Source organism: Vibrio sp. 10N.239.312.C11 (genome assembly GCF_041466065.1).
Taxonomy (GTDB): domain Bacteria; phylum Pseudomonadota; class Gammaproteobacteria; order Enterobacterales; family Vibrionaceae; genus Vibrio; species Vibrio tasmaniensis_A.
The window spans coordinates 92555-116842 of sequence record NZ_JBFSRZ010000001.1 but is presented as its reverse complement, the minus strand read 5'-3'; the positions used below and the strand labels follow the sequence as shown (position 1 = coordinate 116842).

21 protein-coding genes are annotated in these 24288 nt (G+C 44.0%); 16 read left to right on the top strand and 5 right to left on the bottom strand.

The annotated features are described in order from the left end of the window. Positions 1-9 precede the first annotated feature (9 nt). The 9 genes from lpxK (at position 10) to pyrF (ending at position 7473) form a co-directional block, all read left to right on the top strand. Positions 10-1017 (top strand): tetraacyldisaccharide 4'-kinase, encoded by a 1008-nt coding sequence (gene lpxK / locus AB6D07_RS00535; RefSeq protein ID WP_017104107.1) that lies wholly within the window; start codon positions 10-12, stop codon positions 1015-1017. Next, the gene (locus AB6D07_RS00530) at positions 998-1177 is read left to right on the top strand and encodes a Trm112 family protein (protein ID WP_004736429.1); all 180 of its coding nucleotides are present in this window, start codon (positions 998-1000) and stop codon (positions 1175-1177) included. Before lpxK ends, AB6D07_RS00530 begins: the two co-directional genes overlap by 20 nt. Further along, the gene (gene kdsB / locus AB6D07_RS00525) at positions 1177-1923 is read left to right on the top strand and encodes a 3-deoxy-manno-octulosonate cytidylyltransferase (RefSeq protein ID WP_017104106.1); all 747 of its coding nucleotides are present in this window, start codon (positions 1177-1179) and stop codon (positions 1921-1923) included. Before AB6D07_RS00530 ends, kdsB begins: the two co-directional genes overlap by 1 nt. 278 nt (positions 1924-2201) lie before the next feature. Beyond that, positions 2202-2882 carry a (d)CMP kinase gene (cmk, locus tag AB6D07_RS00520; protein WP_017104105.1) on the top strand — a complete coding sequence of 227 codons (681 nt, stop codon included), beginning with the start codon at positions 2202-2204 and terminating at the stop codon, positions 2880-2882. A gap of 106 nt (positions 2883-2988) precedes the next feature. After that, positions 2989-4659, top strand: coding sequence for a 30S ribosomal protein S1 (gene rpsA, locus AB6D07_RS00515; protein ID WP_012604398.1), 1671 nt, complete (start codon positions 2989-2991; stop codon positions 4657-4659). Between the two features lie 121 nt (positions 4660-4780). Next, positions 4781-5065, top strand: a complete 285-nt coding sequence (ihfB, locus tag AB6D07_RS00510; protein ID WP_010439923.1) for an integration host factor subunit beta — start codon at positions 4781-4783, stop codon at positions 5063-5065. 129 nt (positions 5066-5194) lie between these two features. Next, positions 5195-5467: a LapA family protein gene (locus tag AB6D07_RS00505; RefSeq protein WP_012604397.1), complete on the top strand. Its 273-nt coding sequence runs from the start codon at positions 5195-5197 to the stop codon at positions 5465-5467. Positions 5468-5479: 12 nt separating this feature from the next. Continuing rightward, positions 5480-6655 carry a lipopolysaccharide assembly protein LapB gene (gene lapB, locus AB6D07_RS00500; protein WP_029223138.1) on the top strand — a complete coding sequence of 392 codons (1176 nt, stop codon included), beginning with the start codon at positions 5480-5482 and terminating at the stop codon, positions 6653-6655. A gap of 122 nt (positions 6656-6777) precedes the next feature. Next, entirely contained in the window at positions 6778-7473 is a 696-nt protein-coding gene (gene pyrF, locus AB6D07_RS00495; RefSeq protein WP_017104103.1) for an orotidine-5'-phosphate decarboxylase, read from the top strand. A gap of 107 nt (positions 7474-7580) precedes the next feature. Here pyrF and miaE read toward each other — a convergent pair whose 3' ends face one another. Both miaE and AB6D07_RS00485 read right to left on the bottom strand, forming a co-directional pair. Continuing rightward, on the bottom strand, positions 7581-8375 hold the full coding sequence (miaE, locus tag AB6D07_RS00490) for a tRNA isopentenyl-2-thiomethyl-A-37 hydroxylase MiaE (protein ID WP_012604394.1): 795 nt from the start codon (positions 8373-8375) through the stop codon (positions 7581-7583). Between the two features lie 98 nt (positions 8376-8473). Further along, entirely contained in the window at positions 8474-9238 is a 765-nt protein-coding gene (locus AB6D07_RS00485; RefSeq protein ID WP_017104102.1) for a hypothetical protein, read from the bottom strand. A 322-nt stretch (positions 9239-9560) separates the two neighbouring features. Between AB6D07_RS00485 and cysB the strand changes: the two genes are divergently transcribed. Both cysB and AB6D07_RS00475 read left to right on the top strand, forming a co-directional pair. Beyond that, positions 9561-10535: an HTH-type transcriptional regulator CysB gene (gene cysB / locus AB6D07_RS00480; RefSeq protein ID WP_009848858.1), complete on the top strand. Its 975-nt coding sequence runs from the start codon at positions 9561-9563 to the stop codon at positions 10533-10535. Positions 10536-10693: 158 nt separating this feature from the next. Next, positions 10694-11896: a methyltransferase gene (locus AB6D07_RS00475; protein WP_017104101.1), complete on the top strand. Its 1203-nt coding sequence runs from the start codon at positions 10694-10696 to the stop codon at positions 11894-11896. Between the two features lie 191 nt (positions 11897-12087). On the opposite strand, the gene ald is transcribed toward AB6D07_RS00475, so the two are convergent. Further along, complete coding sequence (gene ald, locus AB6D07_RS00470) at positions 12088-13212, bottom strand: alanine dehydrogenase (protein ID WP_012604392.1); 1125 nt, start codon at positions 13210-13212, stop codon at positions 12088-12090. 156 nt (positions 13213-13368) lie between these two features. On the opposite strand from ald, the gene lrp reads away from it, so the two are divergent. From lrp to serS, 5 genes are all read left to right on the top strand, one after another. Further along, positions 13369-13863 carry a leucine-responsive transcriptional regulator Lrp gene (gene lrp / locus AB6D07_RS00465; protein WP_004734558.1) on the top strand — a complete coding sequence of 165 codons (495 nt, stop codon included), beginning with the start codon at positions 13369-13371 and terminating at the stop codon, positions 13861-13863. Between the two features lie 163 nt (positions 13864-14026). After that, a complete protein-coding gene (locus AB6D07_RS00460; protein WP_017104100.1) occupies positions 14027-17164 on the top strand; it encodes a DNA translocase FtsK 4TM domain-containing protein in 3138 nt (1045 codons plus the stop codon). Between the two features lie 75 nt (positions 17165-17239). Then, on the top strand, positions 17240-17836 hold the full coding sequence (lolA, locus tag AB6D07_RS00455) for an outer membrane lipoprotein chaperone LolA (RefSeq protein WP_372091227.1): 597 nt from the start codon (positions 17240-17242) through the stop codon (positions 17834-17836). 64 nt (positions 17837-17900) lie between these two features. Beyond that, a complete protein-coding gene (locus AB6D07_RS00450) occupies positions 17901-19256 on the top strand; it encodes a replication-associated recombination protein A (protein ID WP_017098146.1) in 1356 nt (451 codons plus the stop codon). A 142-nt stretch (positions 19257-19398) separates the two neighbouring features. Continuing rightward, positions 19399-20706 (top strand): serine--tRNA ligase, encoded by a 1308-nt coding sequence (gene serS / locus AB6D07_RS00445; RefSeq protein WP_004734554.1) that lies wholly within the window; start codon positions 19399-19401, stop codon positions 20704-20706. 110 nt (positions 20707-20816) lie between these two features. Here the strand turns inward: serS and AB6D07_RS00440 are convergent, their stop codons facing one another. After that, on the bottom strand, positions 20817-22484 hold the full coding sequence (locus tag AB6D07_RS00440) for a response regulator (RefSeq protein ID WP_017104098.1): 1668 nt from the start codon (positions 22482-22484) through the stop codon (positions 20817-20819). Positions 22485-22941: 457 nt separating this feature from the next. Next, positions 22942-24225, bottom strand: coding sequence for an adenosylmethionine--8-amino-7-oxononanoate transaminase (bioA, locus tag AB6D07_RS00435; protein WP_017104097.1), 1284 nt, complete (start codon positions 24223-24225; stop codon positions 22942-22944). Between the last annotated feature and the right edge of the window lie 63 nt (positions 24226-24288).

Here is a 24288-nt window from a genome sequence, read left to right as displayed (position 1 = left end):
GGTCTTGTTGTGATCGAAAAAATTTGGTTTAACAATCACCCATTAAAATACTTTCTCTGGCCGCTATTGTGGCCATTGAGTCTGCTGTTCAAAATGATCAGCGGTCAACGTCGTGATGCTTATCTATCGGGGAAAAAAGAGACCTATCGCCCGCCTTTACCCGTGATTGTTGTTGGTAATATTACCGCTGGCGGCAATGGCAAAACACCGGTTGTGATTTGGTTGGTAGAGATGCTTCAGGCTCATGGTTTTAAGCCAGGTGTTGTTTCTCGAGGTTATGGGGCGAAAGCACCAAACTATCCGTTAGTGTTGGATGAAAACACGCCAGCAGAGCACTCTGGTGATGAGCCTCGTTTGATTCGTAAGCGAACCGGTGCGCCTGTAGCGGTTGACCCTGTGCGTGCAAACGCAGTAAAGGCTTTGCTGAGCGAAGGGGTTAATGTCATCATCACTGACGACGGCCTTCAGCATTATGCACTTGAACGCGATATTGAATTTGCTGTTATCGACGGTGCGAGACGCTTTGGTAGTGAGTGCCTAATTCCTTTGGGGCCATTAAGAGAGCCAATATCTCGTTTAGATGACGTAGACTTTTTGGTTAATAATGGCGGTGAAGCGCACGGGCGAGAGTTCTCGATGTCTTTACTTCCAAGCCAAGCGGTTAACCTGAAGACGGGTCAGAAAAGGTCTGTGGCAGAATTACAAAAGCTGGTGGCTTTTGCTGGTATCGGTCATCCACCACGCTTTTTTAAAACATTGGAAAATCTTGATGGTGATGTGGTTTATACGCAGGGCTTCGCCGACCATCAAGATTTTGATAAAGATGAACTTCATGCCTTAGCAAAAAAAGGTATGAATATGATTATGACAGAAAAAGACGCTGTAAAATGCGAAGAGTATGCTCAAGACAACTGGTGGTATCTTCCAGTTTCTGCGCAGTTCAATGAAGATTCGCAACAGCAAATTTTAAAAAGAATAAAAGAGGTTATGGAATACTATGGATCACCGTCTGCTTGAGATCGTTGCTTGCCCTGTATGTAAAGGTAAACTAACTTTTGACAAAGATAAGCAAGAGCTTGTTTGTAAAATTGATCGCCTTGCTTACCCAATTAAAGAGGGTATTCCTGTTCTTTTAGAACCTGAAGCTCGCACCGTTTCAATGGATGAGGGTAAGTAATGTCTTATACGGTTGTTATACCTGCAAGATACCAATCGAGCCGTTTACCAGGTAAGCCTCTGGCTGACATTGGTGGCAAGCCGATGATTCAATGGGTATACGAACAGTCAATGAAAGCTGGTGCTGATAAAGTTATTATCGCTACCGACGACGCTCGAGTTGAAAAAGCGGCCAAAGCATTTGGCGCGACCGTTTGTATGACATCACCGAATCATGAATCAGGCACTGAGCGCCTCGCTGAAGTGATTGAAGTCATGAAGATTCCTGATGATCATATTATCGTGAATGTTCAAGGTGATGAGCCACTGATTCCACCTGCAATCATTAATCAGGTTGCGAATAACCTTGCGAACAGTACAGCGCCGATGGCAACACTCGGTGTGGAAATTACTCATGCTGACGAAGTGTTTAATCCTAACGCCGTAAAAGTTGTGACCGACAAAGATGGGTATGCCCTGTACTTTAGCCGAGCTACTATTCCTTGGGATCGCGATGCTTACGCGAACAATAGTACAGCTGCTGAATCTCCACTGCTTCGTCACATTGGCATTTACGCTTACCGTGCGGGTTTTATTAATACCTATATCAATTGGGAACCAAGTACCCTTGAGCGTATTGAGTGCCTAGAGCAGCTACGTGTACTTTGGTACGGTGAAAAAATCCATGTAGACGTTGCGGCAGAAGCACCTGCAGCTGGTGTTGATACGGCAGAAGACCTAGAAGCGGTTCGAGCTATTATTGGCTAAGCGTCTTTTAGCGACTACTTCTTTGCTCTACAAAAATGCAAAATCATGAGCCTTGCTTATCGCGAGGCTTTTTTATGCCTAAAGAGAAGCGAGTGACAGCCTTATTTATCTAAGTTAACGGATATTGAGTTGGTTGCATTGGTTTCTGTAGCATCACCCCGGAATTATCTGAGATTTACCTCGCTCGACTTGCAAATTTTCTCTATAATATGCCGCCTATAAAGTAGTGGCGAATCGCTAGTACAGAATAAAACTTACGACAAAACGTGGAGTAAAAGATGCCTTCTCAAAGCCCAGTGATTACGGTTGATGGACCAAGTGGTGCAGGTAAAGGTACCCTGTGTATGTTACTAGCAGATAAGCTAGGCTTTCATCTTCTAGACTCAGGCGCGATCTATCGCGTATTGGCTTTAGCGGCAATTCACCATGGCGTGGATACTGAATCAGAAGATGCTTTAGTACCGCTTGCAACTCACTTAGATGTTCAGTTTATCGCTGAAGGTGAGCTAGTGAAGGTTATCTTAGAAGGCGAAGATGTGTCTGGTGAACTTCGCAAAGAAGAGACGGGCATGGCGGCTTCAAAAGTCGCTGCTTTACCTCGCGTTCGTGAAGCACTGTTACGTCGTCAACGTGCTTTTAGCGCAGCTCCTGGTTTAGTTGCAGACGGTCGTGACATGGGAACGGTTGTGTTTCCTGAAGCGGAAGCGAAAATATTTTTAGATGCAAGTGCTGAAGAGCGCGCGAGTCGCCGCCTTAAACAGTTGCAACAGAAGGGGTTAGATGTTAAATTTGACGACCTTTTGAGCGAGATCCAAGAGCGAGACGATCGAGATCGTAATCGCCCAGTGGCGCCACTTCGCCCTGCAGAGGATGCTCTAGTGCTTGATTCCACCTCAATGAATATTGAGCAGGTAGTCGAAAAAGCACTACACTATATTGAATCGAAACTGGCTGGGTAATTTCGCCGAGCTAGTACGAACGTTGGTCGCAAGGATGATGACCGGCGAATTTATCAACCCCATGCGGTAGGATACCCATGGACGTTTAATTATTGAAGATTAAATAATGACTGAATCTTTTGCTCAACTCTTTGAAGAGTTTCTATCTGAAACTGAATTCCAACAAGGCAGCATCGTTAAAGGTACTGTAGTAGCTATCGAGAACGGTTACGTTCTTGTAGACGCTGGTCTTAAGTCTGAATCTGCTATCCCTGCTGAACAATTCAAGAACGCTGCTGGCGAACTTGAAGTTGAAGTTGGTGCTGAAGTAGACGTAGCTCTAGACGCTGTTGAAGATGGTTTCGGTGAAACTCAACTTTCTCGTGAGAAAGCTAAGCGTCACGAAGCTTGGATCGTACTTGAGAAAGCTTGTGAAGAAGCTGAAACTGTTGTTGGTATCATCAACGGTAAAGTTAAAGGCGGTTTCACTGTTGAACTTAACGGTATCCGTGCTTTCCTTCCAGGTTCTCTAGTAGACGTACGTCCTATCCGTGACACTGCTCACCTAGAAAACAAAGAGCTAGAGTTCAAAGTAATCAAGCTAGACCAGAAGCGTAACAACGTTGTTGTTTCTCGTCGTGCTGTTATCGAATCTGAAAACAGTGTTGAGCGTGACGAACTTCTTGAAACTCTACAAGAAGGTACTGAAGTTAAAGGTATCGTTAAGAACCTTACTGACTACGGTGCATTCGTTGATCTTGGCGGTGTTGACGGTCTTCTACATATCACAGATATGGCTTGGAAGCGCGTTAAGCACCCATCAGAGATCGTTAACGTTGGTGACGAAATCCTAGTTAAAGTTCTTAAGTTCGATCGTGAGCGCACTCGTGTTTCACTAGGTCTTAAGCAACTAGGCGAAGATCCATGGGTAGCAATCGCTAAGCGTTACCCAGAAGGTCACAAGCTTTCTGGTCGTGTTACAAACCTAACTGACTACGGCTGCTTCGTTGAAATCGAAGAAGGCGTTGAAGGTCTAGTACACGTTTCTGAAATGGATTGGACTAACAAGAACATCCACCCTTCTAAAGTTGTTAATGTTGGCGACGAAGTTGAGGTTATGGTTCTTGATATCGACGAAGAACGTCGTCGTATCTCTCTAGGTCTGAAACAGTGTAAAGCTAACCCATGGCAGTCATTTGCAGAAATGCAAGCTAAGGGCGACAAAGTTACTGGTAAGATCAAGTCTATCACTGACTTTGGTATCTTCATCGGTCTAGAAGGCGGTATCGACGGTCTTGTACACCTATCTGACATTTCTTGGAACGCTGCCGGCGAAGAAGCTGTACGTGAATACAAGAAAGGCGACGAAATCTCTGCTGTTGTTCTAGCAGTAGATGCAGAGCGTGAGCGTATTTCTCTTGGCGTTAAGCAAATGGAAAACGACCCGTTCAACGCATACGTTGCTGACAACAAGAAAGGTGTTCTTGTAAACGGTACTGTAACTGCAGTTGACGCTAAAGGCGCTACTATCGAGCTAATCGAAGGCGTTGAAGGCTACCTACGTGCTTCTGAAGTTTCTCGTGACCGTATCGAAGATGCATCTCTAATCCTAAGCGTTGGCGACAGCGTTGAAGCGAAGTTCACTGGTGTAGACCGTAAGAACCGCGTAATCAACCTATCTATCAAAGCTAAAGATGAAGCTGATGAGCAAGAAGCAATGGCTTCACTGAACAAGTCTGATGAAGGCGCGTTCGGTAACGCAATGGCAGACGCATTCAAAGCTGCTAAAGGCGAATAATAGCTTCTCATTAAGAGAATTATAGCTATCTAGCCAAGAAAGGAGCCGTAAGGCTCCTTTTTTTTTGCTTATTTTTCCGATAGGTCTATAATTTCTAAAAAGAAAACCAACGAGGGTAACTATGACTAAGTCTGAATTGATTGAAAGACTGTGCGCTGAGCAAACGCATCTTTCTGCAAAAGAAATTGAAGACGCTGTAAAAGACATTTTAGAGCACATGGCTTCAACACTAGAAAGTGGTGATCGAATCGAAATTCGCGGCTTTGGCAGCTTTTCTCTGCATTACCGTGAACCTCGTGTTGGACGTAATCCTAAAACTGGTGACAAGGTTGAGTTGGAAGGTAAATACGTTCCTCACTTCAAACCAGGTAAAGAGCTACGCGAACGAGTAAACTCAGGGTTGTAGGCTACTTATCGGAATTAAGAAAAGCGGCATACTATAATGTATGCCGCTTTTTTATGACCATAATATGGTGGTCTGATTAGTAATTTTCCTGCATAATCGTACAGCTAACTAATCAATGAGTGATGAACTATGAAAATTATAAAAATAGTCGCTGTTATCGCACTTTTCCTAATGGCACTGGCTTTAGGCTCTCAAAACCAAACAATCGTGAATTTCAATTATTTGCTAGCGCAAGGCGACTTCCACCTGTCAAGCTTGCTAGGTGTTGTATTCGTTTCAGGTTTTGCTCTTGCTTGGTTAGTCTTTGGAAATATGCACATGCGATCTCAACTAAAAATTCATCGCTTGAAGAAGCAACTCAATAAGCAATCAAAGCAGGTCGCTGCTGAAACTAAAGCTTAAAGGCCATATTTGATGTTAGAGTTACTGTTCTTACTTTTGCCCATCGCAGCCGCTTATGGTTGGTATATGGGTAATCGTAATGCTCAGCAAGAAAAACAAAAGCAATCACACCAGATCTCCCGCCAATACGTGACGGGTTTGAACCTATTACTGTCAGACCAATCTGACAAAGCGGTTGATCACTTCATTGAGTTACTTCAAGTAGACAATGAAACCATCGATACTCACTTGGCTTTGGGCAACTTGTTCCGCTCAAGAGGCGAAGTCGACCGCGCTATTCGTATTCACCAAAATCTTATCTCTCGGTCTGGGCTTACCCTCGATCAAAAAAACCTCGCATTGCAACAATTAGCTAAAGACTATACGGTCTCAGGCTTTCTTGATCGCGCAGAGAAAATTTTTGAACAGCTTGTAGAAGAGCCTGATCATAAAGAAGGCGCTTTACAGCAGTTGGTTGCCATTTATCAGCAAACGCGTGAGTGGAATAAAGCGATTCATTACGGGAATATCTTAGTTAAGCTGAGCAAGAAGAAAATGAAGACGCGTGCGATGGTTGCACACTTCTGGTGTGAACTTGCGATGCAAGAACAAGCCGACGGCAACCGCCCTAAAGCGCTTCAGCACTTCAAGAAGGCCCTTTCAGAAGACCCTAAATGTGTTCGAGCCAGTATTGCTTTAGGAAAATTCCATTTAGCCAATGAAGATTATCACAAGACAATTACTTATTTAGAGTCAGTTCTGGAGCAAGATATCGACTTCATTAGCGAAGTCCTGCCAACGCTTGCTGAGTGTTACCACAAACTTGGACAAGAAGCGCAGTTGGTCGAGTTCCTTAAAGCGTGTATTCAGGAGAAAGCCGGTGTTTCCGCTGAGTTGATGCTGGCTCAACTCGTTGCCGACCATGAAGATGTTGGCTCTGCTCAAGAGCTACTGACAAAGCAGCTTGTTAAAAACCCAACCATGAAAGGTTTTTATCGATTAATTGATTATCACCTAGAGGAAGCGGAAGAAGGTAGAGCCAAAGACAGCTTAACAACGCTTCAATCTATGGTTGGTGAACAACTCAAGGTTAAGCCTCATTACCGATGCCGTCAGTGTGGTTTCTCAACTCACTCAATGTATTGGCACTGCCCTTCATGTAAGGGGTGGGGAACGATCAAGCCTATTCGTGGGCTTGATGGTGAATAGATTTGTGGTCATTTTAAGACCAAATTATTAATTGCAGCTTTCGGGCTGCATTTTTATGACTGTTATTTATGGCCTGATTGGTATAAATATTTTGTAGAAAGTTAACTGCGTTAGGAGATGAAATGAACGACCAAAAAATCATTGTAGCATTGGATTATGATAACCAAGCGGATGCGTTAGCCTTTGTCGATCGTATTGACCCAGCATCTTGCCGCCTAAAAGTTGGCAAAGAGATGTTTACTCTGTTTGGCCCTGAATTTGTTCGTGAATTACATAAACGTGGTTTCTCTGTGTTTTTGGACCTTAAGTTCCACGATATCCCGAACACATGTTCAAAGGCGGTACGTGCTGCCGCTGAGATGGGCGTGTGGATGGTGAACGTACACGCGAGCGGTGGCGAGCGTATGATGACGGCTTCTCGTGAAATTTTGGAACCATATGGTAAAGATCGTCCATTGTTAATCGGTGTGACGGTACTAACCAGTATGGAGCAATCTGACTTAGCGGGTATCGGTCTGGATCTAGAGCCACAGCAACAAGTGATGCGCTTAGCGTCTTTGACTAAAAACTCAGGCCTAGACGGTGTTGTATGTTCCGCACAAGAGGCTACTTTGCTCAAAGGTGCACTTGGTCAGGAGTTCAAGCTAGTTACTCCAGGTATTCGTCCTGTAGGCGCTGATGTTGGTGACCAGAAGCGTATCATGACCCCTTCTAAGGCGATTCAATCCGGCTCAGACTACTTAGTTATCGGTCGTCCAATTACTCAAGCAGCGGACCCTGCAGCAGTACTTGCTGAAATCAACGGCACGCTAGCTTAAGCTTATCATTAAGTCGTAATTCCAATAAAGAAGGCCAGCAATTTGCTGGACTTCTTATAGGTGTACTAAATACAGAATTGGTCTGGAGTAGACTTGTTCTAAACGGCTTAAACCGGAGCGCCACTATGAAACTTAAAGTCGCTGTCTTCTGAAGTGATAAGTTCTGCTTCAACTTGCGCAAAATGAGCAATACGCTCAGAGATATCTTTCCCTGCGATTTGTTCCGCGAGTTCAAGATAGTCTTGATAGTGACGAGCTTCTGAACGAAGTAGAGATACGTAAAACTTTTCCATGTCTTCTTCTAAGAAAGGAGCCAGTTTAGCAAAGCGTTCACAAGAGCGAGCTTCAATAAATGCACCAATAATAAGCTTATCAACTAGAGCATCAGGCTCGTAAGTCTTAACTTGCTTGATTAAACCCTTAGCGTAGCGGCCCGCCTCGATCGGTTGATAAGTCACGCCTTTTTTTACCATCAATTCCATCACTTGGTAGAAGTGATGCAGCTCTTCTTTGATCAGCAATACCATTTTATCGATCAAGTCAGCACCGTAATTACAGCCTTCTTTCGCTGTAATTTGCTTTGATACATTACTTTTACCACGTAGAGACTCCAAGTCTCCAATACGACGGTAAGCAAATTGCTCGTAGGGCAAAATCCACTCATTCAGTTGCTTCGCGCTTTCTTTATCTACCGCATATTTACGGATAAGGAACAAAGCACTTTGAGCTGCTTTAAGTTCACAAAGCATGTGATCGCGTAGAATGATATGAAGGTTTTCAGGCTTCTTGGCTTCATCTATCCATGAATCTGGCGTTTCAGCTTTAAGAAAAGAGTGTATAGGGGCTAATAATTCTTGATACATGGTAAGGGCAAGTTTGTTGATAATGCGGGATTTTATCACAGCTTAAGAGATCCCCCTATATGGAGAAAGGAAATTCCGCAGGTACAAAAAAGGCCGCTAATTTAAATAGAGCGGCCTTTAAGTGTTGAGTTAGAGCGTTACCATTTTTTCTTCTGACCGAATAGAGCATCCATGTCATCTTCACGCTCTTTCGATTCCATCTGCTGTAAATCTTCTGCGTTTTTATTTAGGCGCTTCTGATCAAGATCGTCAAGCATCTGTTGTAGCTTGTCTTTCGCTTGATTGGAGTATGCGTCGTTTTTAGTGGCTAATGCATCGATGCCTTTGCGCAACAGTTGAATTGCTGTGCCAGGCTGTCCACGAGATATCGAGTCATTTGCACGTTTGATAACATTCTCGATGTTGATGCGAATTTGGATTGTTTCTAAGCGAGCGTTTTCAACCACAAAAGCTTGAGTATTAAAACGTCCTTTATTGTGCTCGTTACGAACCGTGTCACGCAAGCGTTTAACTAGCTTAAGCATCATAATTGCTTGTTTGTCACTATTAGGCATGCGAAAAGCGGTGCTTTCGCCCCCTTGGTGGTTCTCTTTAAGCTGAGTGATTTGTTGCTTTACGCTTTCGATGCGTTGGGCAAGCTGCTTATTTTTAGGATCGAGTTCATACATATTAACTAATGCATCAAGAATTCGATTGTTTAAGCATATAAGAAGATCTTGGCTAAACGGCATGTGGTGAGCATTGCCAATTAACTCTTCTGTTCCATCTATAATGGTTAGATAACGAGAAGCTTCCTGTTTCTTCGTTGTTTCTACCTTAACTTTGTATTGAAGCATGATGTTGTAGCCTAAAACCAACACCAAAAGCACGGCTACCAAGGCGATTATTAAACCAATATTCATATATTTGTGTCTGCTTATTGTTTTCTATAGCTAACTAGAGAGGATACACGATTCCATTGTGTATAGGCACTTGTAAATTACAATTTTTGATTATCTCTTGTTGAGCGCAATCGGCAATCAAAATTTACTAACTAATGTGTGAGAATGAGGAGTGGCTTACAAAGCGTCAGTGATATTTTTATTTGTTACGCTTTAAAAGCTCGATATTTCTGTCATTTTAGTTCTCGAAGCGTTATAACTATTAATTATATTACACGAGACTATAACGCTCTATTTGCAAATAAGTTAGCGCAGAAATGAGTAAAGGATTACGAGGTTAGATATGAAGTTACAGCAACTGAAGTACATTGTTGAGGTTCTAAACCATAACCTAAATGTTTCAGCGACAGCAGAGAGTTTGTACACATCTCAGCCCGGCATAAGTAAACAGGTTAGATTACTTGAAGACGAGCTAGGCATTCAAATATTTGAGCGTAGCGGTAAGCATTTAACTCAGGTTACACAAGCCGGTGAGGATATTATTCGTATCTCTCAAGAGATTTTGGCTCGTGTTGAGAGTATTAAAGCGGTTGCGGGTGAGCACACTCATCCTGAGATGGGCACATTGAATATTTCAACCACTCATACTCAAGCTCGTTATGCACTCCCTGATGTGATTAAAGGTTTCACGGCGCGTTATCCAAAAGTGTCGCTTCACATGCATCAAGGCACGCCAAGCCAGATGTCAGAAGCGGTAGCTAAGGGTACAGCGAACTTTGCGATTGCAACGGAAGCGCTACACCTTTATCAAGATGCAATTATGCTGCCTTGTTATCATTGGAACCGTTCGATCGTGGTAACGAAAGATCACCCTCTTGCACAGAAACGAAATATCTCGATTGAAGATCTTGCCGCTTATTCTCTCGTGACTTATGTATTTGGTTTTACTGGCCGTTCCGAGCTGGATACAGCATTTAACAAAGTAGGCTTAACACCGCGTGTTGTGTTTACCGCGACGGATGCTGATGTGATTAAAACTTATGTTCGGATGGGGATCGGGGTGGGTGTAATTGCAAGCATGGCGATTGACCACGAGCAAGATACAGACTTGGTTGCTATTGACGCGAGCCATCTATTTGGTGCTAGCACCACAAGTATTGGCTTTAGAAAAGGCACTTTCCTGCGTTCTTACATGTTTGACTTTATGGAGCGTTTTGCACCGCACTTAACTCGCCCAGTAGTTGAGCAAGCTATTTCTTTGAAATCGAATGAAGAGATCGAAGAGATGTTTAAAGACATCGACTTACCCGTTCGCTAAGGGTCATAGTCTTACCTAGATTCCCAATTCGGCCTGTTTACAGGCCGTTTTCATTTAAGTTTGCTTGCTGGTAAGTAGTCTTTATACAACCTCAATTTGTAACCTTCCTTTCCATTTTGGCCTCTTACCCCTACAATCCACGCACCATAGGGGGAAGCATGCATTCACGATTTACAATACTCGATTCATTTTTGCTAGAGCACCAAGTTTATTGGCGTTCAGAGCCTTTTCACCTATGCCAAACTCACGATCAGCTATGGACAGACGTGAACCTTCCCCTTGTTGATTGGTTGGATAGTTTGAGTATTGAACGCATTCAAACGTTAAAAGAGCAGCCGCAGCTTTTGGTCGAGGAACTGGCTCGTTTCCTCCCTCAACTAGATGTCGCTAACCAAAATATCCAGTTTGATAATACGGCTTTGGTTGGATTAGACCTCCCTCGTGGTACTGCTGATGGTATTCCCGGCAGAAAGCTGCAACAAATCGTCGCGATGGGTGAGGCTTCATTAGAGCACCATCATGGTAAAGAGTGGCTTGAATGGTGTTCTGGCAAAGGCTTTCTCGGTCGGATCTTATCTCAGCAATCAGATCAAAAAGTCACTAGCTTTGAATGGCAACAATCGTTGTGTGAAAGCGGACAAAAGATTGCAGATGACCAGAAACTAGAGATGGACTTTGTTCAAGGTGACGCGTTTTCAAAAGATGCAGATAGGGTGTTTAACTCAAATCAACATGCTGTTGCTCTTCATGCTTGTGGTGACCTTCATGTCGAATTAGTGAAAAAATCTGTTTCACATGGGCTTCCTGCAGTCACCATTTCTCCATGTTGCTACCACCTTATTCGCGATGAAAGCTACCAAGCGATGTCATCCGTTGCGAAAAGCTCAGCATTAACGTTGAGCAAGAGCGACTTAAGAATCCCGCTTCAAGAAACCGTCACTGGTGGTGAAAGAGTAAAAAGACACCGTCAGTTAGAAATGAGTTACCGATTAGGCTTTAGCCAACTACTTAAGGGTGAGCTTGGTGTCGACGAGTACATTCCTGTACCAAGCATCAAGAAATCGGAGCTATCCGAAGGCTTTGAATCATTTTGTTGCTGGGCATCTGAAGTGAAAGATATATCGCTGGGTTCAGATATTGATTTTGACTCTTATTTAATTCAAGGCGAAGCGCTTTTCTGGGAAATGGAAAAGCTGAGTTTAGTTCAACAAGTCTTTAGAAGACCTTTAGAGATATGGTTGGCCTTAGATCGTGCCATTTATCTGCAAGAACAAGGTTATCAAGCTTCGATTGAAGAGTTCTGCGAACGTAGTGTAACGCCAAGAAACCTATTGATTCATGGGGTTAAGATCGAGTGCTAGCGGTAAACAGCACTGGTACGTGTTTTTACGATCTAACATCATGAATGCAAAATAAAGCTATAAATACAAAAAAGTGATAAATACAAAAAAGCCAGCGCGACATTATGTCGTACTGGCTTTTTGTTTAATGTGTATGAGTTAACTGAACGCTTCAACGAGAAGGTTATTGCGTTCAGTTAGTCATTACATCATTAGTTAAACATTGCGATTGCTTCTGCAGGCGCTACGTATTCTAGGTCAAAGCTCTCCGCAACTTCTTTACAAGTCACTTTACCGTGGATTACGTTTAGACCTTCTAGGAAACCTTCATCAGATAGAAGTGCTTCGCGGTAGCCTTTGTTCGCTAGCTTAACAATGTAAGGAAGTGTTGCATTGTTTAGTGCGTAAGTAGAAGTACGAGCAACGGCACCTGGCATGTTGGCAACACAGTAGTGAACTACGTCATCAACGATGTAAGTTGGATCGGCGTGAGTTGTTGCGTGTGAAGTTTCGAAACAACCACCTTGGTCGATTGCAACATCAACAACCGCTGAACCTGGCTTCATCTTAGCGATGTGATCTTTTGTAACAAGTTTAGGAGCGGCTGCGCCTGGGATCAGTACTGCACCAATCACTAGGTCTGCTTCTAGAACATGCTTCTCAATAGCGTCTTCAGTAGAATAAACCACTTTTGCGCGACCTTGGAATTCTTCATCAAGACGACGAAGCGTATCTACGTTGCGATCAAGAATGGTTACGTCTGCGCGAAGGCCAACAGCCATACGTGCTGCGTTAGCACCAACAACACCGCCGCCAACAACAACAACTTTTGCTGGCTCAACACCAGGAACGCCGCCAAGAAGAAGACCACAACCACCGTTAGATTTCTCTAGTGTTTGTGCACCTGCTTGAATAGACATGCGACCAGCGACTTCAGACATTGGTGCTAATAGTGGCAAGCGACCCATATTATCTGTTACAGTCTCATAGGCTACGCAGACAGCTTTGCTCTTGATTAGCTCTTCCGTTTGTGGAAAATCTGGTGCAAGGTGTAAATAGGTAAATAATATTTGCCCTTCGCGAAGCATAGCTCGCTCGACAGCTTGAGGTTCTTTAACCTTTACAATCATTTCTGCTTTCGCGAAAACGTCAGCAGCAGTAGGAAGAATGGATGCGCCTACAGCGATGTAATCATCGTCTGAAAAACCGATACCATTACCGGCATTGGTTTCTACAAAAACTTGGTGGCCGTGTGAGATTAGTTCTCTCACGCTAGCTGGGGTCATACCAACGCGGTATTCGTGGTTCTTGATTTCCTTAGGTACGCCAATGATCATCCTGACTCCTCATTTTATTTTGGTTGTTTTATCTATGTGTAGGGTAATTCTGTCGAATTAATATCTAGTATAGATATGTTTAAGTAAAATTTGATACTGAATATTAAAAAGTTGTAGTATATTTTTTTGCAAGGAAGTAATAAGGTGGAATAAAAAATGGCAGACAATTATAAGAAGCCGTCCAAGGAACTAGATCGTATTGACCGCAACATTCTTAATGAGTTGCAAAAAGACGGTCGTATCTCAAACGTTGAACTCTCAAAACGAGTAGGACTTTCTCCAACTCCATGTCTTGAGCGTGTTCGTCGTTTAGAGCGTCAAGGTTACATTACTGGGTACACAGCATTGCTGAACCCACAGTACCTTGATGCTTCACTTTTAGTGTTTGTTGAAATTACGTTGAACCGTGGTGCGCCAGATGTGTTCGAACAATTCAACACCGCTGTGCAGAAACTGGATGACATCCAAGAGTGTCATTTAGTGTCGGGTGATTTTGACTATCTTCTAAAAACACGTGTATCTGATATGGGTGCTTACCGTAAGCTACTGGGTGATACGTTACTTCGTCTACCAGGCGTAAACGACACTCGAACTTACGTTGTAATGGAAGAAGTGAAACAAACCAATCAACTTGTGATTAAAACTCGTTAATCACAATTGGTGAAATGAAAGAAAGCGGACATTTGTTCCGCTTTCTTGCTTTCTGGAATTGGGTTTTTCTGTTTGATATGGTTAAATCAACAGTAGTTTCATTGAAACGAGCGGCTATTGCCGCTCGAGATGTTTTTATCCCGTTTAATTATTAAGTTGGTTTATGTTCAAGCAGAGCAGTAATAAAGTAGAAACAATCATTAAAACGAGTGAAGAGCCTCAGTCTCCTCGTTTAAGTGGTTCTCAACGTCTAAAAGAGTGCAGCCTAATTCTAGGTGTTCTCTTCTCTATTCTACTTGCCGTTGCGTTATTAACTTTTAGCCCTGCTGACCCATCATGGTCGCAAACGGCTTGGGGTGGTGATATTCAAAATGCAGGAGGCTACGTAGGTGCATGGTTGGCGGATACGCTTTTCTTTGTGTTTGGTTCTTTAGCTTATCCTTTACCTATCTTGGTGACGGTTGCTGCGTGGGTATTATTCCGTAAACGTAATGAAGATGAGCAGATCGATTTCATGCTGTGGGGTACTCGTTTACTTGGACTGACTGTCCTTATTCTTACTAGCTGTGGTTTAGCGGATATCAACTTCGATGATATTTGGTACTTTTCATCTGGTGGTGTAGTCGGTGATGTATTAACAAGTCTTGCACTTCCAACGCTGAACGTTCTGGGCAGTACGTTGGTTCTTCTTTTCTTATGGGGAGCTGGCTTTACCCTATTAACGGGCATTTCTTGGTTAAGTATTGTTGAATGGTTAGGCGAGTGTGCAATCAAATTCTTTACGTCAGCCGTTAATAAGGCGCGCGGCCAAGATCAAGAGCTGCTTGAACCTCAGTTAACAGAATCGGCAGACCGCGATTTAATCGAAGAACGTCATCAAGAGCCGAGTTACCGTGATGTTCCTGCTTTAGAAGATAACAAAGAATCAAAAGAGCATGATCTACTAGATCCTGCGATGAGCTTCTCAGCGACCAATGAGTCTTCAGGCGAGGCTACAAATGCGCTAGACAGTGCCGCGTCGCCGAAGCGCCATTACAATATTCATATGCCTGTCGAGGCGCCAGCGAAGCAAGACGCTTCAGCTCAAGAAGTGTCTGATATTCAACGTCAACCTGAAGTTGAACCTGAGCCGATCCCTGCTGCGCCTGTTTACCAAGCGCCAGAAGAACCATTAGAAGAAGGTATTGAGCGTTCGAAGCAGTTGAATGCAACGATAGAGCAGCTAGAGAATGCTGCAATGTATGAAGATGATCTAGCGGCTCAAGAGCAAGTTGACGCACATGAATCTCAGGTTGCGTATCAACAATACATGCAAAACGAACAAGCGGAAGTTAGTCCAACTCATAGTGACTTTGATAGTGCTGAAACAGCAACGGATAGTTCCTCTGAAGTCGAGGGTGAACTCGGTGCAGAAGACGTTCAGCCTGAATCTTTATATGCTTCGCCAGTGGATGAAACAGAAGAAACAATCGAAGACGATTCTTCTGTGCAAGCATCTCCGTTTGATATGGCGGAAGAGCAAGATGAACAAGCTTCAGTGTTCCAACCTGTATCGATTGAAGATGTTAATACTGAGCAACAAGAGCCTTTCTCTGCCCAACAAGGTAATGCTGAGTTTGAGCAAACTAACGAACAAGCTCAAGAGCAGGCTGTTGAGCTTCCATGGGAAGAGGTCACGGAAGATGAGTCTGTGCACCAAGACCAAGATGTAGCAGCATTCCAAAATCTGGTATCTGAAGCGCAAGCGAATATGGCGGCGACACAAAACCCGTTCTTGGTACAGCAAGATGTGAATTTGCCCAAACCTGCCGAGCCATTGCCAACACTTGAGCTGTTGTTCCACCCTGAAAAACGTGAAACCTTTATTGACCGCGATGCACTAGAGGCGATTGCTCGTCTTGTAGAATCGAAGCTAGCGGACTACAAGATAAAGGCAGATGTGGTTGATATCTTCCCTGGCCCTGTCATCACTCGATTCGAACTCGATCTGGCTCCTGGCGTGAAAGTGAGCCGTATTTCTGGTCTTTCTATGGACTTAGCGCGTTCACTTTCTGCATTGGCAGTACGTGTCGTAGAGGTAATACCGGGTAAACCTTATGTTGGTTTGGAATTGCCGAATATGAGCCGTCAAACCGTATTCTTCTCCGATGTGGTAGGTAGCCCTCAGTTCCAAGAAGCGACGTCACCAACGACCGTTGTTCTAGGACAAGATATTGCAGGTGAAGCGGTTATTGCTGATTTATCGAAGATGCCACACGTACTGGTTGCAGGTACCACCGGCTCTGGTAAATCGGTGGGTGTGAACGTGATGATCTTGAGTATGCTTTACAAGGCATCGCCTGAAGACGTTCGTTTCATCATGATTGACCCGAAAATGTTGGAATTGTCTATCTATGAAGGTATTCCACATCTATTGTCTGAAGTCGTTACCGACATGAAAGATGCGTCTAACGCCCTTCGTTGGTGTGTTGGCGAAATGGAACGTCGTTATAAACTGATGTCGGCACTTGGTGTTCGTAACATTAAAGGCTACAACGACAAATTGAAGATGGCTGCGGAAGCGGGTCACCCAATTCATGATCCTCTGTGGAAACCGGGCGACAGCATGGACCCTGAAGCTCCATTATTGGAAAAACTGCCTTACATCGTAGTTGTCGTCGATGAATTCGCCGATTTAATCATGGTAGTTGGTAAGAAAGTTGAAGAATTGATTGCTCGTTTGGCACAAAAAGCACGTGCGGCGGGTGTTCACTTGATCCTAGCGACTCAGCGCCCGTCAGTGGATGTTATTACGGGTCTTATTAAAGCCAATATCCCGACACGTGTAGCCTTTACCGTATCAACCAAAACAGACTCTCGAACCATTCTTGACCAAGGTGGTGCTGAGTCACTACTTGGTATGGGTGATATGTTGTACTTGCCACCGGGTTCAAGCCACACAACTCGTGTACACGGCGCATTTGCATCTGATGATGATGTACACGCGGTCGTGAATAACTGGAAAGCACGCGGTAAGCCAAACTATATTGAAGAGATTACGAACGGCGACCAAACCCCAGAAACACTGTTACCAGGTGAGAAAATGGAAGGCGATGAAGAAGTCGATCCTCTGTTTGATCAAGTTGTCGAACACGTTGTCCATTCACGTCGTGGTTCAGTTTCTGGTGTGCAACGTCGATTTAAGATCGGCTACAACCGTGCCGCACGAATTGTTGAGCAATTAGAAGCTCAAGGTATTGTCAGTGCGCCAGGACATAACGGTAACCGAGAAGTCTTGGCGCCAGCGCCACCAAAAGATTAGTTCCAATAGGAACTCATAACTATTCAGTCGGTCAAAACCAAAACATGACCGACTTATGTTCTAACAGGATTATTGATGAAAAAAGTATTCGCACTTTTATTTATGAGCTTCTCAGTATTTGCTTCTCCGAAAGAAGAGTTGAGTAGCCGCTTGTCGCTGAATGCAGGTTTTAGCGCTGACTTTAAACAAGTTGTCACCAGCCCTGACGGTGATGTTGTGAAGGAAGGCGAGGGCACTGTAGAGATTGCACGCCCTAGCTTGTTCCGTTGGGAAACGACTTTCCCTGATGAAAACCTATTGGTCTCTGATGGTCAAAGCTTGTGGTACTACAGCCCGTTCATTGAACAAGTGAGCATTTACTGGCAAGAACAAGCCACATCGCAAACGCCATTTGTATTGCTGACTCGTAACCAAGCAAGTGATTGGGATAACTACAATGTTGCGCAAACGGGTAACCAATTTACGCTAACGCCAACGGCTGTGGACTCTAATCAGGGCGATTTCCAGATTAACATCACCGAGAAAGGCATTGTTCAGGGCTTTAATGTGATTGAACAAGACGGCCAAAAAGGTGAGTTTACCTTTAACAATGTTGACTTAGGTAAACCTGCTGCAGACCGCTTTACTTTTGTGGCGCCGGAAGGTGTCGAGGTCGACGACCAAAGAAACTGATCCAAACTGGCAGAACGTTTGGTAGTACGTCGATAGGCACAGGTGCCATCAACGAATCAAGAGATTGCAATTGAGTAATTACAGCTTAGATTTTGCGGGGGACGAAGATTTTCGTCCCCTTGCTGCTCGTATGAGACCTGAAACTGTTGAACAGTATATTGGTCAGCAGCATATATTAGGTCCAGGTAAACCCCTTCGCAGAGCGTTGGAGGCGGGCCATATCCACTCCATGATTTTATGGGGGCCTCCGGGCACCGGTAAAACCACGCTGGCAGAAGTGGCAGCTAATTACGCCAATGCAGAAGTCGAGCGCGTGTCAGCAGTGACTTCGGGTGTAAAAGACATTCGTATCGCCATTGAAAAAGCGCGTGAGAACAAGCAAGCAGGGCGTAGAACGATTCTATTTGTGGACGAAGTCCATCGCTTTAATAAAAGTCAGCAAGATGCGTTCTTACCTCATATCGAAGATGGCACGGTTACGTTTATCGGCGCGACTACAGAAAACCCTTCTTTTGAGTTAAACAACGCTTTGTTATCACGTGCGCGTGTCTACAAACTGACTTCGCTTAATACTGAGGATATCTCCCTCGTCATTCGCCAAGCCATTGAAGATAAACAGCGTGGCTTGGGTGATGTGTCGGCTGATTTTGCTGATAACGTATTAGATCGTCTTGCGGAGCTGGTCAACGGTGATGCACGTATGTCGCTCAACTATCTAGAGCTGCTGTATGACATGGCGGAAGACAACGACAAAGGCGAGAAAGCGATAACATTGCAGTTGTTAGCGGAAGTGGCTGGTGAGAAGGTTGCTCGTTTCGATAACAAGGGTGATATTTGGTACGACCTAATCTCCGCCGTTCATAAGTCGATTCGAGGCTCTAATCCCGATGCTGCGTTGTATTGGTCGGCGCGAATGATTGCAGCGGGTTGTGACCCTTTGTATATAGTAAGACGCTTGCTGGCGATTGCTTCTGAAGATATTGGTAATGCTGATCCAAGAGCAATGCAGGTCGCAATGTCGGCTTGGGATTGCTTCACGCGTATTGGCCCAGCAGAAGGGGAGCGTGCGATTGCGCAGGCGGTTGTCTATCTAGCGTGTGCGCCAAAGAGTAACGCTGTTTACACGGCTTGGAAGCAAGCCTTAACGGATGCTCACAACCTTCCTGAATATGAAGTCCCTCATCATTTACGTAATGCACCCACAACTTTGATGAAGGACATGGGCTACGGGCAAGAATACCGTTATGCTCATGATGAACCAGGTGCCTACGCCGCTGGAGAAAAGTATTTGCCGCCTGAAATGGGCGAAACACAATACTATTTCCCAACAAAACGAGGCTTAGAGACCAAAATTGGCGAGAAGCTAGATTATCTGGCGGATTTGGACGCAAAAAGCCCACAAAAACGCTATGAAAAGTAGTCTTTTTTGGATATCGTTACCTAGTCATAAAAATTCAATTAAATCGTTACAAATTGGTCGAAATAGCACCAGTTTTAGGGGTTTAGCAGTGATTCAGTAGCAATCTACTGAATATTCAAATAACTAAAGCATAGGATTAGCAATGCTGGATTCTAAATTACTTCGAGCTGAGCTGGATGAAACAGCGGCAAAATTAGCACGTCGAGGCTTCACCCTTGATGTAGAGACAATTCGTGAACTTGAAGAAAAACGTAAGTCCCTTCAGATGAAAACTGAAGAGCTACAAGCGTTACGTAACTCTCGATCGAAGTCCATTGGTCAAGCGAAAGCAAAAGGCGACCATGAAGAAGCTGAGCGTATCCTTGCAGAAGTAGGCAACTTAGGCGCAGAACTAGACCAAGCTAAAGTAACATTGGCTGAGCTTCAATCTGAGCTAGAAACGATCACAATGTCAATTCCTAACCTACCTGACGCAGAAGTGCCAGATGGTAAAGATGAAGACGACAACGTAGAAGTTTCTCGTTGGGGGCAACCTAAGACTTACGACTTCGAAGTGAAAGATCACGTGGATCTTGGCGAAATGTCTGGCGGTCTTGATTTTGCTAGCGCAGTTAAAATCTCTGGTTCTCGTTTCATCGTGATGAAAGGCAAATTCGCACGTCTACACCGTGCTATTGCTCAATTCATGCTGGACCTTCACACTGATGAGCACGGCTATACAGAAATGTACGTACCGTACCTAGTGAACCACGATAGCCTTTACGGTACTGGTCAACTTCCTAAGTTCGGCGAAGACTTGTTCCACACAAGTCCGCTAACTGAGCAAGTAAGTGACGTGCCTCTTAAGACGTTATCGCTTATCCCTACTGCGGAAGTGCCGGTAACGAACATGGTTCGTGACACGATTACTGATGAAGCTGAACTGCCACTTAAGATGACAGCTCACACACCATGTTTCCGTTCTGAAGCGGGTTCTTACGGACGTGACACTCGTGGTCTTATCCGTATGCACCAATTCGACAAAGTTGAATTAGTACAAATTACTAAGCCAGAAGACTCAATGGCAGCGCTTGAAGAGCTAACTGGTCACGCTGAGAAAGTACTTCAACTTCTAGAGCTTCCTTACCGTAAAGTGATTCTATGTACGGGTGACATGGGCTTCGGTTCTGCGAAAACTTACGACTTAGAAGTCTGGGTTCCAGCACAAGAGACATACCGTGAAATTTCTTCTTGTTCAAACATGTGGGATTTCCAAGCGCGTCGTATGCAAGCTCGTTTCCGTCGTAAAGGCGAGAAGAAACCTGAACTTGTACACACACTTAACGGTTCTGGTCTTGCTGTTGGTCGTACTATGGTTGCTATTCTTGAGAACAACCAAGAAGCAGATGGCCGTATTGCTATCCCAACAGTACTTCAACCATACATGGGCGGCGTAACGCACATCGGTTAATACCAATTTAGGTTCATCGAATTTAGATTAGTCTATCTCGTTAGAATTGTTAAAAGGCTTTGCTGTAATGGCAAAGCCTTTTTTGTATGCGGACGTTGTTTAAATAGAAGCTACATATATGAGAAGGCAGCCTCGGAAGTATTGTTTGCTTGTTTCCAGGCCAAATCTGCTTGCTTACATGCCAGAAGCGCCTTTCGGTAATAGTTTTGATAGTTGTTTTGTGTCAGCTCATCAATCGTATAAAGCTGTGTGATCACTTCGTCACATTGCTTAATGATGGTTAGCACTTGTTTTGCACCCATTGAATCAGGCCAAATAACAGAGAGCAATTTTATCGTATTCATACATACGTTCTTGATCATCGGACATCGTTTATGAATATCTAAGTAAGTCACAAGCACCTGTTTGTAGTCTGACTTTGCTAGTTTGATGCCGATATTCTTCTCTTTGAGCCAGTTCATTTTTGCGGTGTTGCGATGTTTCATCTCAGTGCACATCGTTATCTGACTTGAAACCACTGTCTCGCTCGCTGTTTTCACTATCAACATGCTGCAACGGTTTTCCGCAATTTTAAACTCGTTTTCACAGCTCATCCTATCCAATAACCATGCATGGTGATAAATCACAGGGAAGGCATCAAAGTCATTCTTGTCGTGCAATGCGGTTAGTATAGTGACTGCTTTTTGATATTGGTTAGCTTCCATCGCGATGTGAGCTGCGATAAGTGCTAAGTCAGTTTGAAGCCCTGATCTTGCCTCGGTAGGGATCTTCGAAATTAAGTAATTGACGTGACCCAAATTCGCTTGCTTATCGATGCCATCTGAGGCGCAATAGAGCAAGAATCGTATATGACTTAGCTTCATATATAGGTTGTCTCGAAAGGTGTCCTTATTGATTTGCACATGGTTTTGGTAGTGGAATAGCGCTGTTTTAGTATCATTAACCGATAAGCATAGATTTGCGATTGCAAGCTCTCTCTCAGAGTTACCTGGTGTTAGTTTACTCGCTAACTTGAAGTGAGCAATGGCTGCCGGAACCTTATTGCTGATCAGGTTTACTTGAGCTGCTTGGTCTCGATACAAAGTGCAGGTTGGCGCAGAATTGATCAAACTTTCAATCATCGACTGTGCTTCGCTAAGCTGCCCCAAATTCGCAAGGCTGTTTGCTAATCCTGCTTGAGCCCAATCAAAACTGCCTTCATCTATCGCTTTCTGATAGACATTCTTGGCTTCCTCGTAGAGCTCTAGTTTTGATAGAAAGCTCCCTCGAAATTGCTGGATTGTTGCGAAGTATTCGGGATGAAACGCGGCAAGCCCTTCGCAATGCTCTAGGCCCGCTTCATAGTTATTTTCTCTCTCAGCCTTATAAATGTCTTGTAAAATCAGCTTCTTCCTTAAGGAACTGGTGATGCGCTGTTTTAGAGTTTCGCGGTTAAACGGTTTTAACAAATAGTTGTCAGGTCGTAGTTCAAGGATAGGGCGTATCGATAGAGCTGAATTTTCACCTGTAACAAGAATAAATATTCCGTCATCTTTTAATCTGTTGGCTTGCTTCAATTCTTCAAATAGCTGTTTGCCGTTGATCGTGTTACCAAAGTTGTAATCACAAATGATGACATCAAAAGTTGAGTCATTCGTGATGGTCATTGCAACACGAGGTGATTTCGCAATGGCAATCAAACGTTCTGAAAAACCAATATGAACCAGCATGTTACGAATAGTTGATAACACTATCGTTGAGTCATCAATGATAAGTGCATTTAGTTGGGTTAATTTCATGCTTACTTTAAATTATTTACTGACGTGAATTACGTAGCTATTGCGGATTGTCTTGATGTCTTGCACGACCGACAAAACAAGAAGCGTTAGGTTTCTACGAAGTTGATATAAGCCTTCGCTAGAATTGGATTCTTTTTTTGCGAATATTTTTATCTAATAGGAGTTAAAAATATTGGCTAATTTGATTCTGAGATGAACTCGAATAAGGAAGGTCATTCATTATATTCAGTACCAAAATGGCGCGTATTTTATGACGGCTTTTTACCCGATAGGTAACACTCTTTTGCTAATTGTTTTTATGGAGAGGATTAAATTTATTTGTGGGGTTTTTCGAGTTCAAATCAAAGATAAAACAATGGCTTGGGGTGTGTTTGTTGGCTGGTTTTTCACGTGAAGGAGAAGCCGCCATTAGTATTTTATGGGCGGCTTATAGGTTTTCTAAATGATGTTTGTTAAATCAACTTGGTTTGAAGCAAGCAGATTGTTGGAGGGCTTTATCAATAGATGAAACAAGTTGTTCGATGTGCTCAGCCTTGCTAATGAAAGGAGGCATCATATAAATCAACTTCCCGAACGGACGTATCCAAACGCCTTGTTCAACAAAGTGAGCTTGGATGGTTTCCATATCGACAGGTGTGTGGGTTTCAACGACGCCAATAGCGCCCAACCAGCGAACATCTTTGACAAGAGCATGCTTGAGTAGAGGCGGTAGTAACTCAGAAAAGAGTTGTTCAATCTGATGAGTCTGATTTTGCCAATGACCTTGCTCTATGATGGACAAACTTGCCGCACCTACTGCACAAGCTAAAGGGTTGCCCATGAAGGTTGGCCCGTGCATAAAGCAGCCTGCTTCACCGCCACATACCGTGTCAGCAACTTCTTTACTCGCAAGCGTCGCTGACAATGTCATATAGCCACCAGTTAAAGCCTTGCCTACGCATAAGATGTCCGGTTTGACATCGGCATGCTCACAAGCGAACAGTTTCCCTGTGCGGCCAAATCCGGTTGCAATCTCATCCAAAATAAGTAATACGTTGAATTCATCACACAGTAGGCGAATTTGTTTTAGGAACTCAGGGTGGTAGATGCGCATGCCGCCAGCGCCTTGAACGATAGGCTCTAAGATTACGGCGGCAACCTCTTCATGATGGGCTGTGAGTTTCTCTCGAAAGCTATTGATGTCACTTGAATTCCAATCATCCCAAAACCCCGTTTTTGGCGAATCAGCAAAAATGTGCTCAGGCAAAAAGCCTTTGTAGAGGCTGTGCATCGAGTTATCTGGATCGGTCACCGACATTGCCGCAAAGGTATCACCGTGGTAACCATCTCTCAACGTGAGGAATTTTGAACGAGGTTGCCCTTTAGCGTGCCAGTATTGGAGAGCCATCTTGAGACTAACCTCTACGGCTACTGAACCTGAATCAGCCAAGAATACGTGCTCGAGATTATTTGGTGCTAGGTTCAAAAGTTTCTTACATAAATCGATAGCAGGCTGGTGGGTGATACCTCCAAACATAACATGCGAAACCTTATCGATTTGGCTGTGAGCTGCAGCATTGAGCTCTGGATGATTGTAGCCGTGGATGGTTGACCACCAAGAGGACATACCATCAATAATTCGTTTTCCGCCCTCTAATTCTAGGTAAACGCCGTCTGCGTTAGTGACTGGGTAGCAGGTCAGAGGTGTCAACGTTGATGTATAAGGATGCCAGATATGCTGGCGGTCAAAGGCGAGATCCATAGTAACTTCCATTCTTGGTGTGGCTAATAAATAACCAAATGTAAACTTTTGATATTATCAATG

Coding starts and splice junctions, on each gene's coding strand:
- cysB (WP_009848858.1), top strand. CDS start 9,561: ATGAAGTTACAGCAACTGAAGTACATTGTTGAGGTTCTAAACCATAAC.
- ald (WP_012604392.1), bottom strand. CDS start 13,212: ATGATCATTGGCGTACCTAAGGAAATCAAGAACCACGAATACCGCGTT.
- kdsB (WP_017104106.1), top strand. CDS start 1,177: ATGTCTTATACGGTTGTTATACCTGCAAGATACCAATCGAGCCGTTTA.
- lolA (WP_372091227.1), top strand. CDS start 17,240: ATGAAAAAAGTATTCGCACTTTTATTTATGAGCTTCTCAGTATTTGCT.
- lrp (WP_004734558.1), top strand. CDS start 13,369: ATGGCAGACAATTATAAGAAGCCGTCCAAGGAACTAGATCGTATTGAC.
- rpsA (WP_012604398.1), top strand. CDS start 2,989: ATGACTGAATCTTTTGCTCAACTCTTTGAAGAGTTTCTATCTGAAACT.
- pyrF (WP_017104103.1), top strand. CDS start 6,778: ATGAACGACCAAAAAATCATTGTAGCATTGGATTATGATAACCAAGCG.
- cmk (WP_017104105.1), top strand. CDS start 2,202: ATGCCTTCTCAAAGCCCAGTGATTACGGTTGATGGACCAAGTGGTGCA.
- AB6D07_RS00530 (WP_004736429.1), top strand. CDS start 998: ATGGATCACCGTCTGCTTGAGATCGTTGCTTGCCCTGTATGTAAAGGT.
- AB6D07_RS00505 (WP_012604397.1), top strand. CDS start 5,195: ATGAAAATTATAAAAATAGTCGCTGTTATCGCACTTTTCCTAATGGCA.
- AB6D07_RS00475 (WP_017104101.1), top strand. CDS start 10,694: ATGCATTCACGATTTACAATACTCGATTCATTTTTGCTAGAGCACCAA.
- AB6D07_RS00460 (WP_017104100.1), top strand. CDS start 14,027: ATGTTCAAGCAGAGCAGTAATAAAGTAGAAACAATCATTAAAACGAGT.
- bioA (WP_017104097.1), bottom strand. CDS start 24,225: ATGGATCTCGCCTTTGACCGCCAGCATATCTGGCATCCTTATACATCA.
- lapB (WP_029223138.1), top strand. CDS start 5,480: ATGTTAGAGTTACTGTTCTTACTTTTGCCCATCGCAGCCGCTTATGGT.
- serS (WP_004734554.1), top strand. CDS start 19,399: ATGCTGGATTCTAAATTACTTCGAGCTGAGCTGGATGAAACAGCGGCA.
- ihfB (WP_010439923.1), top strand. CDS start 4,781: ATGACTAAGTCTGAATTGATTGAAAGACTGTGCGCTGAGCAAACGCAT.
- AB6D07_RS00440 (WP_017104098.1), bottom strand. CDS start 22,484: ATGAAATTAACCCAACTAAATGCACTTATCATTGATGACTCAACGATA.
- AB6D07_RS00485 (WP_017104102.1), bottom strand. CDS start 9,238: ATGAATATTGGTTTAATAATCGCCTTGGTAGCCGTGCTTTTGGTGTTG.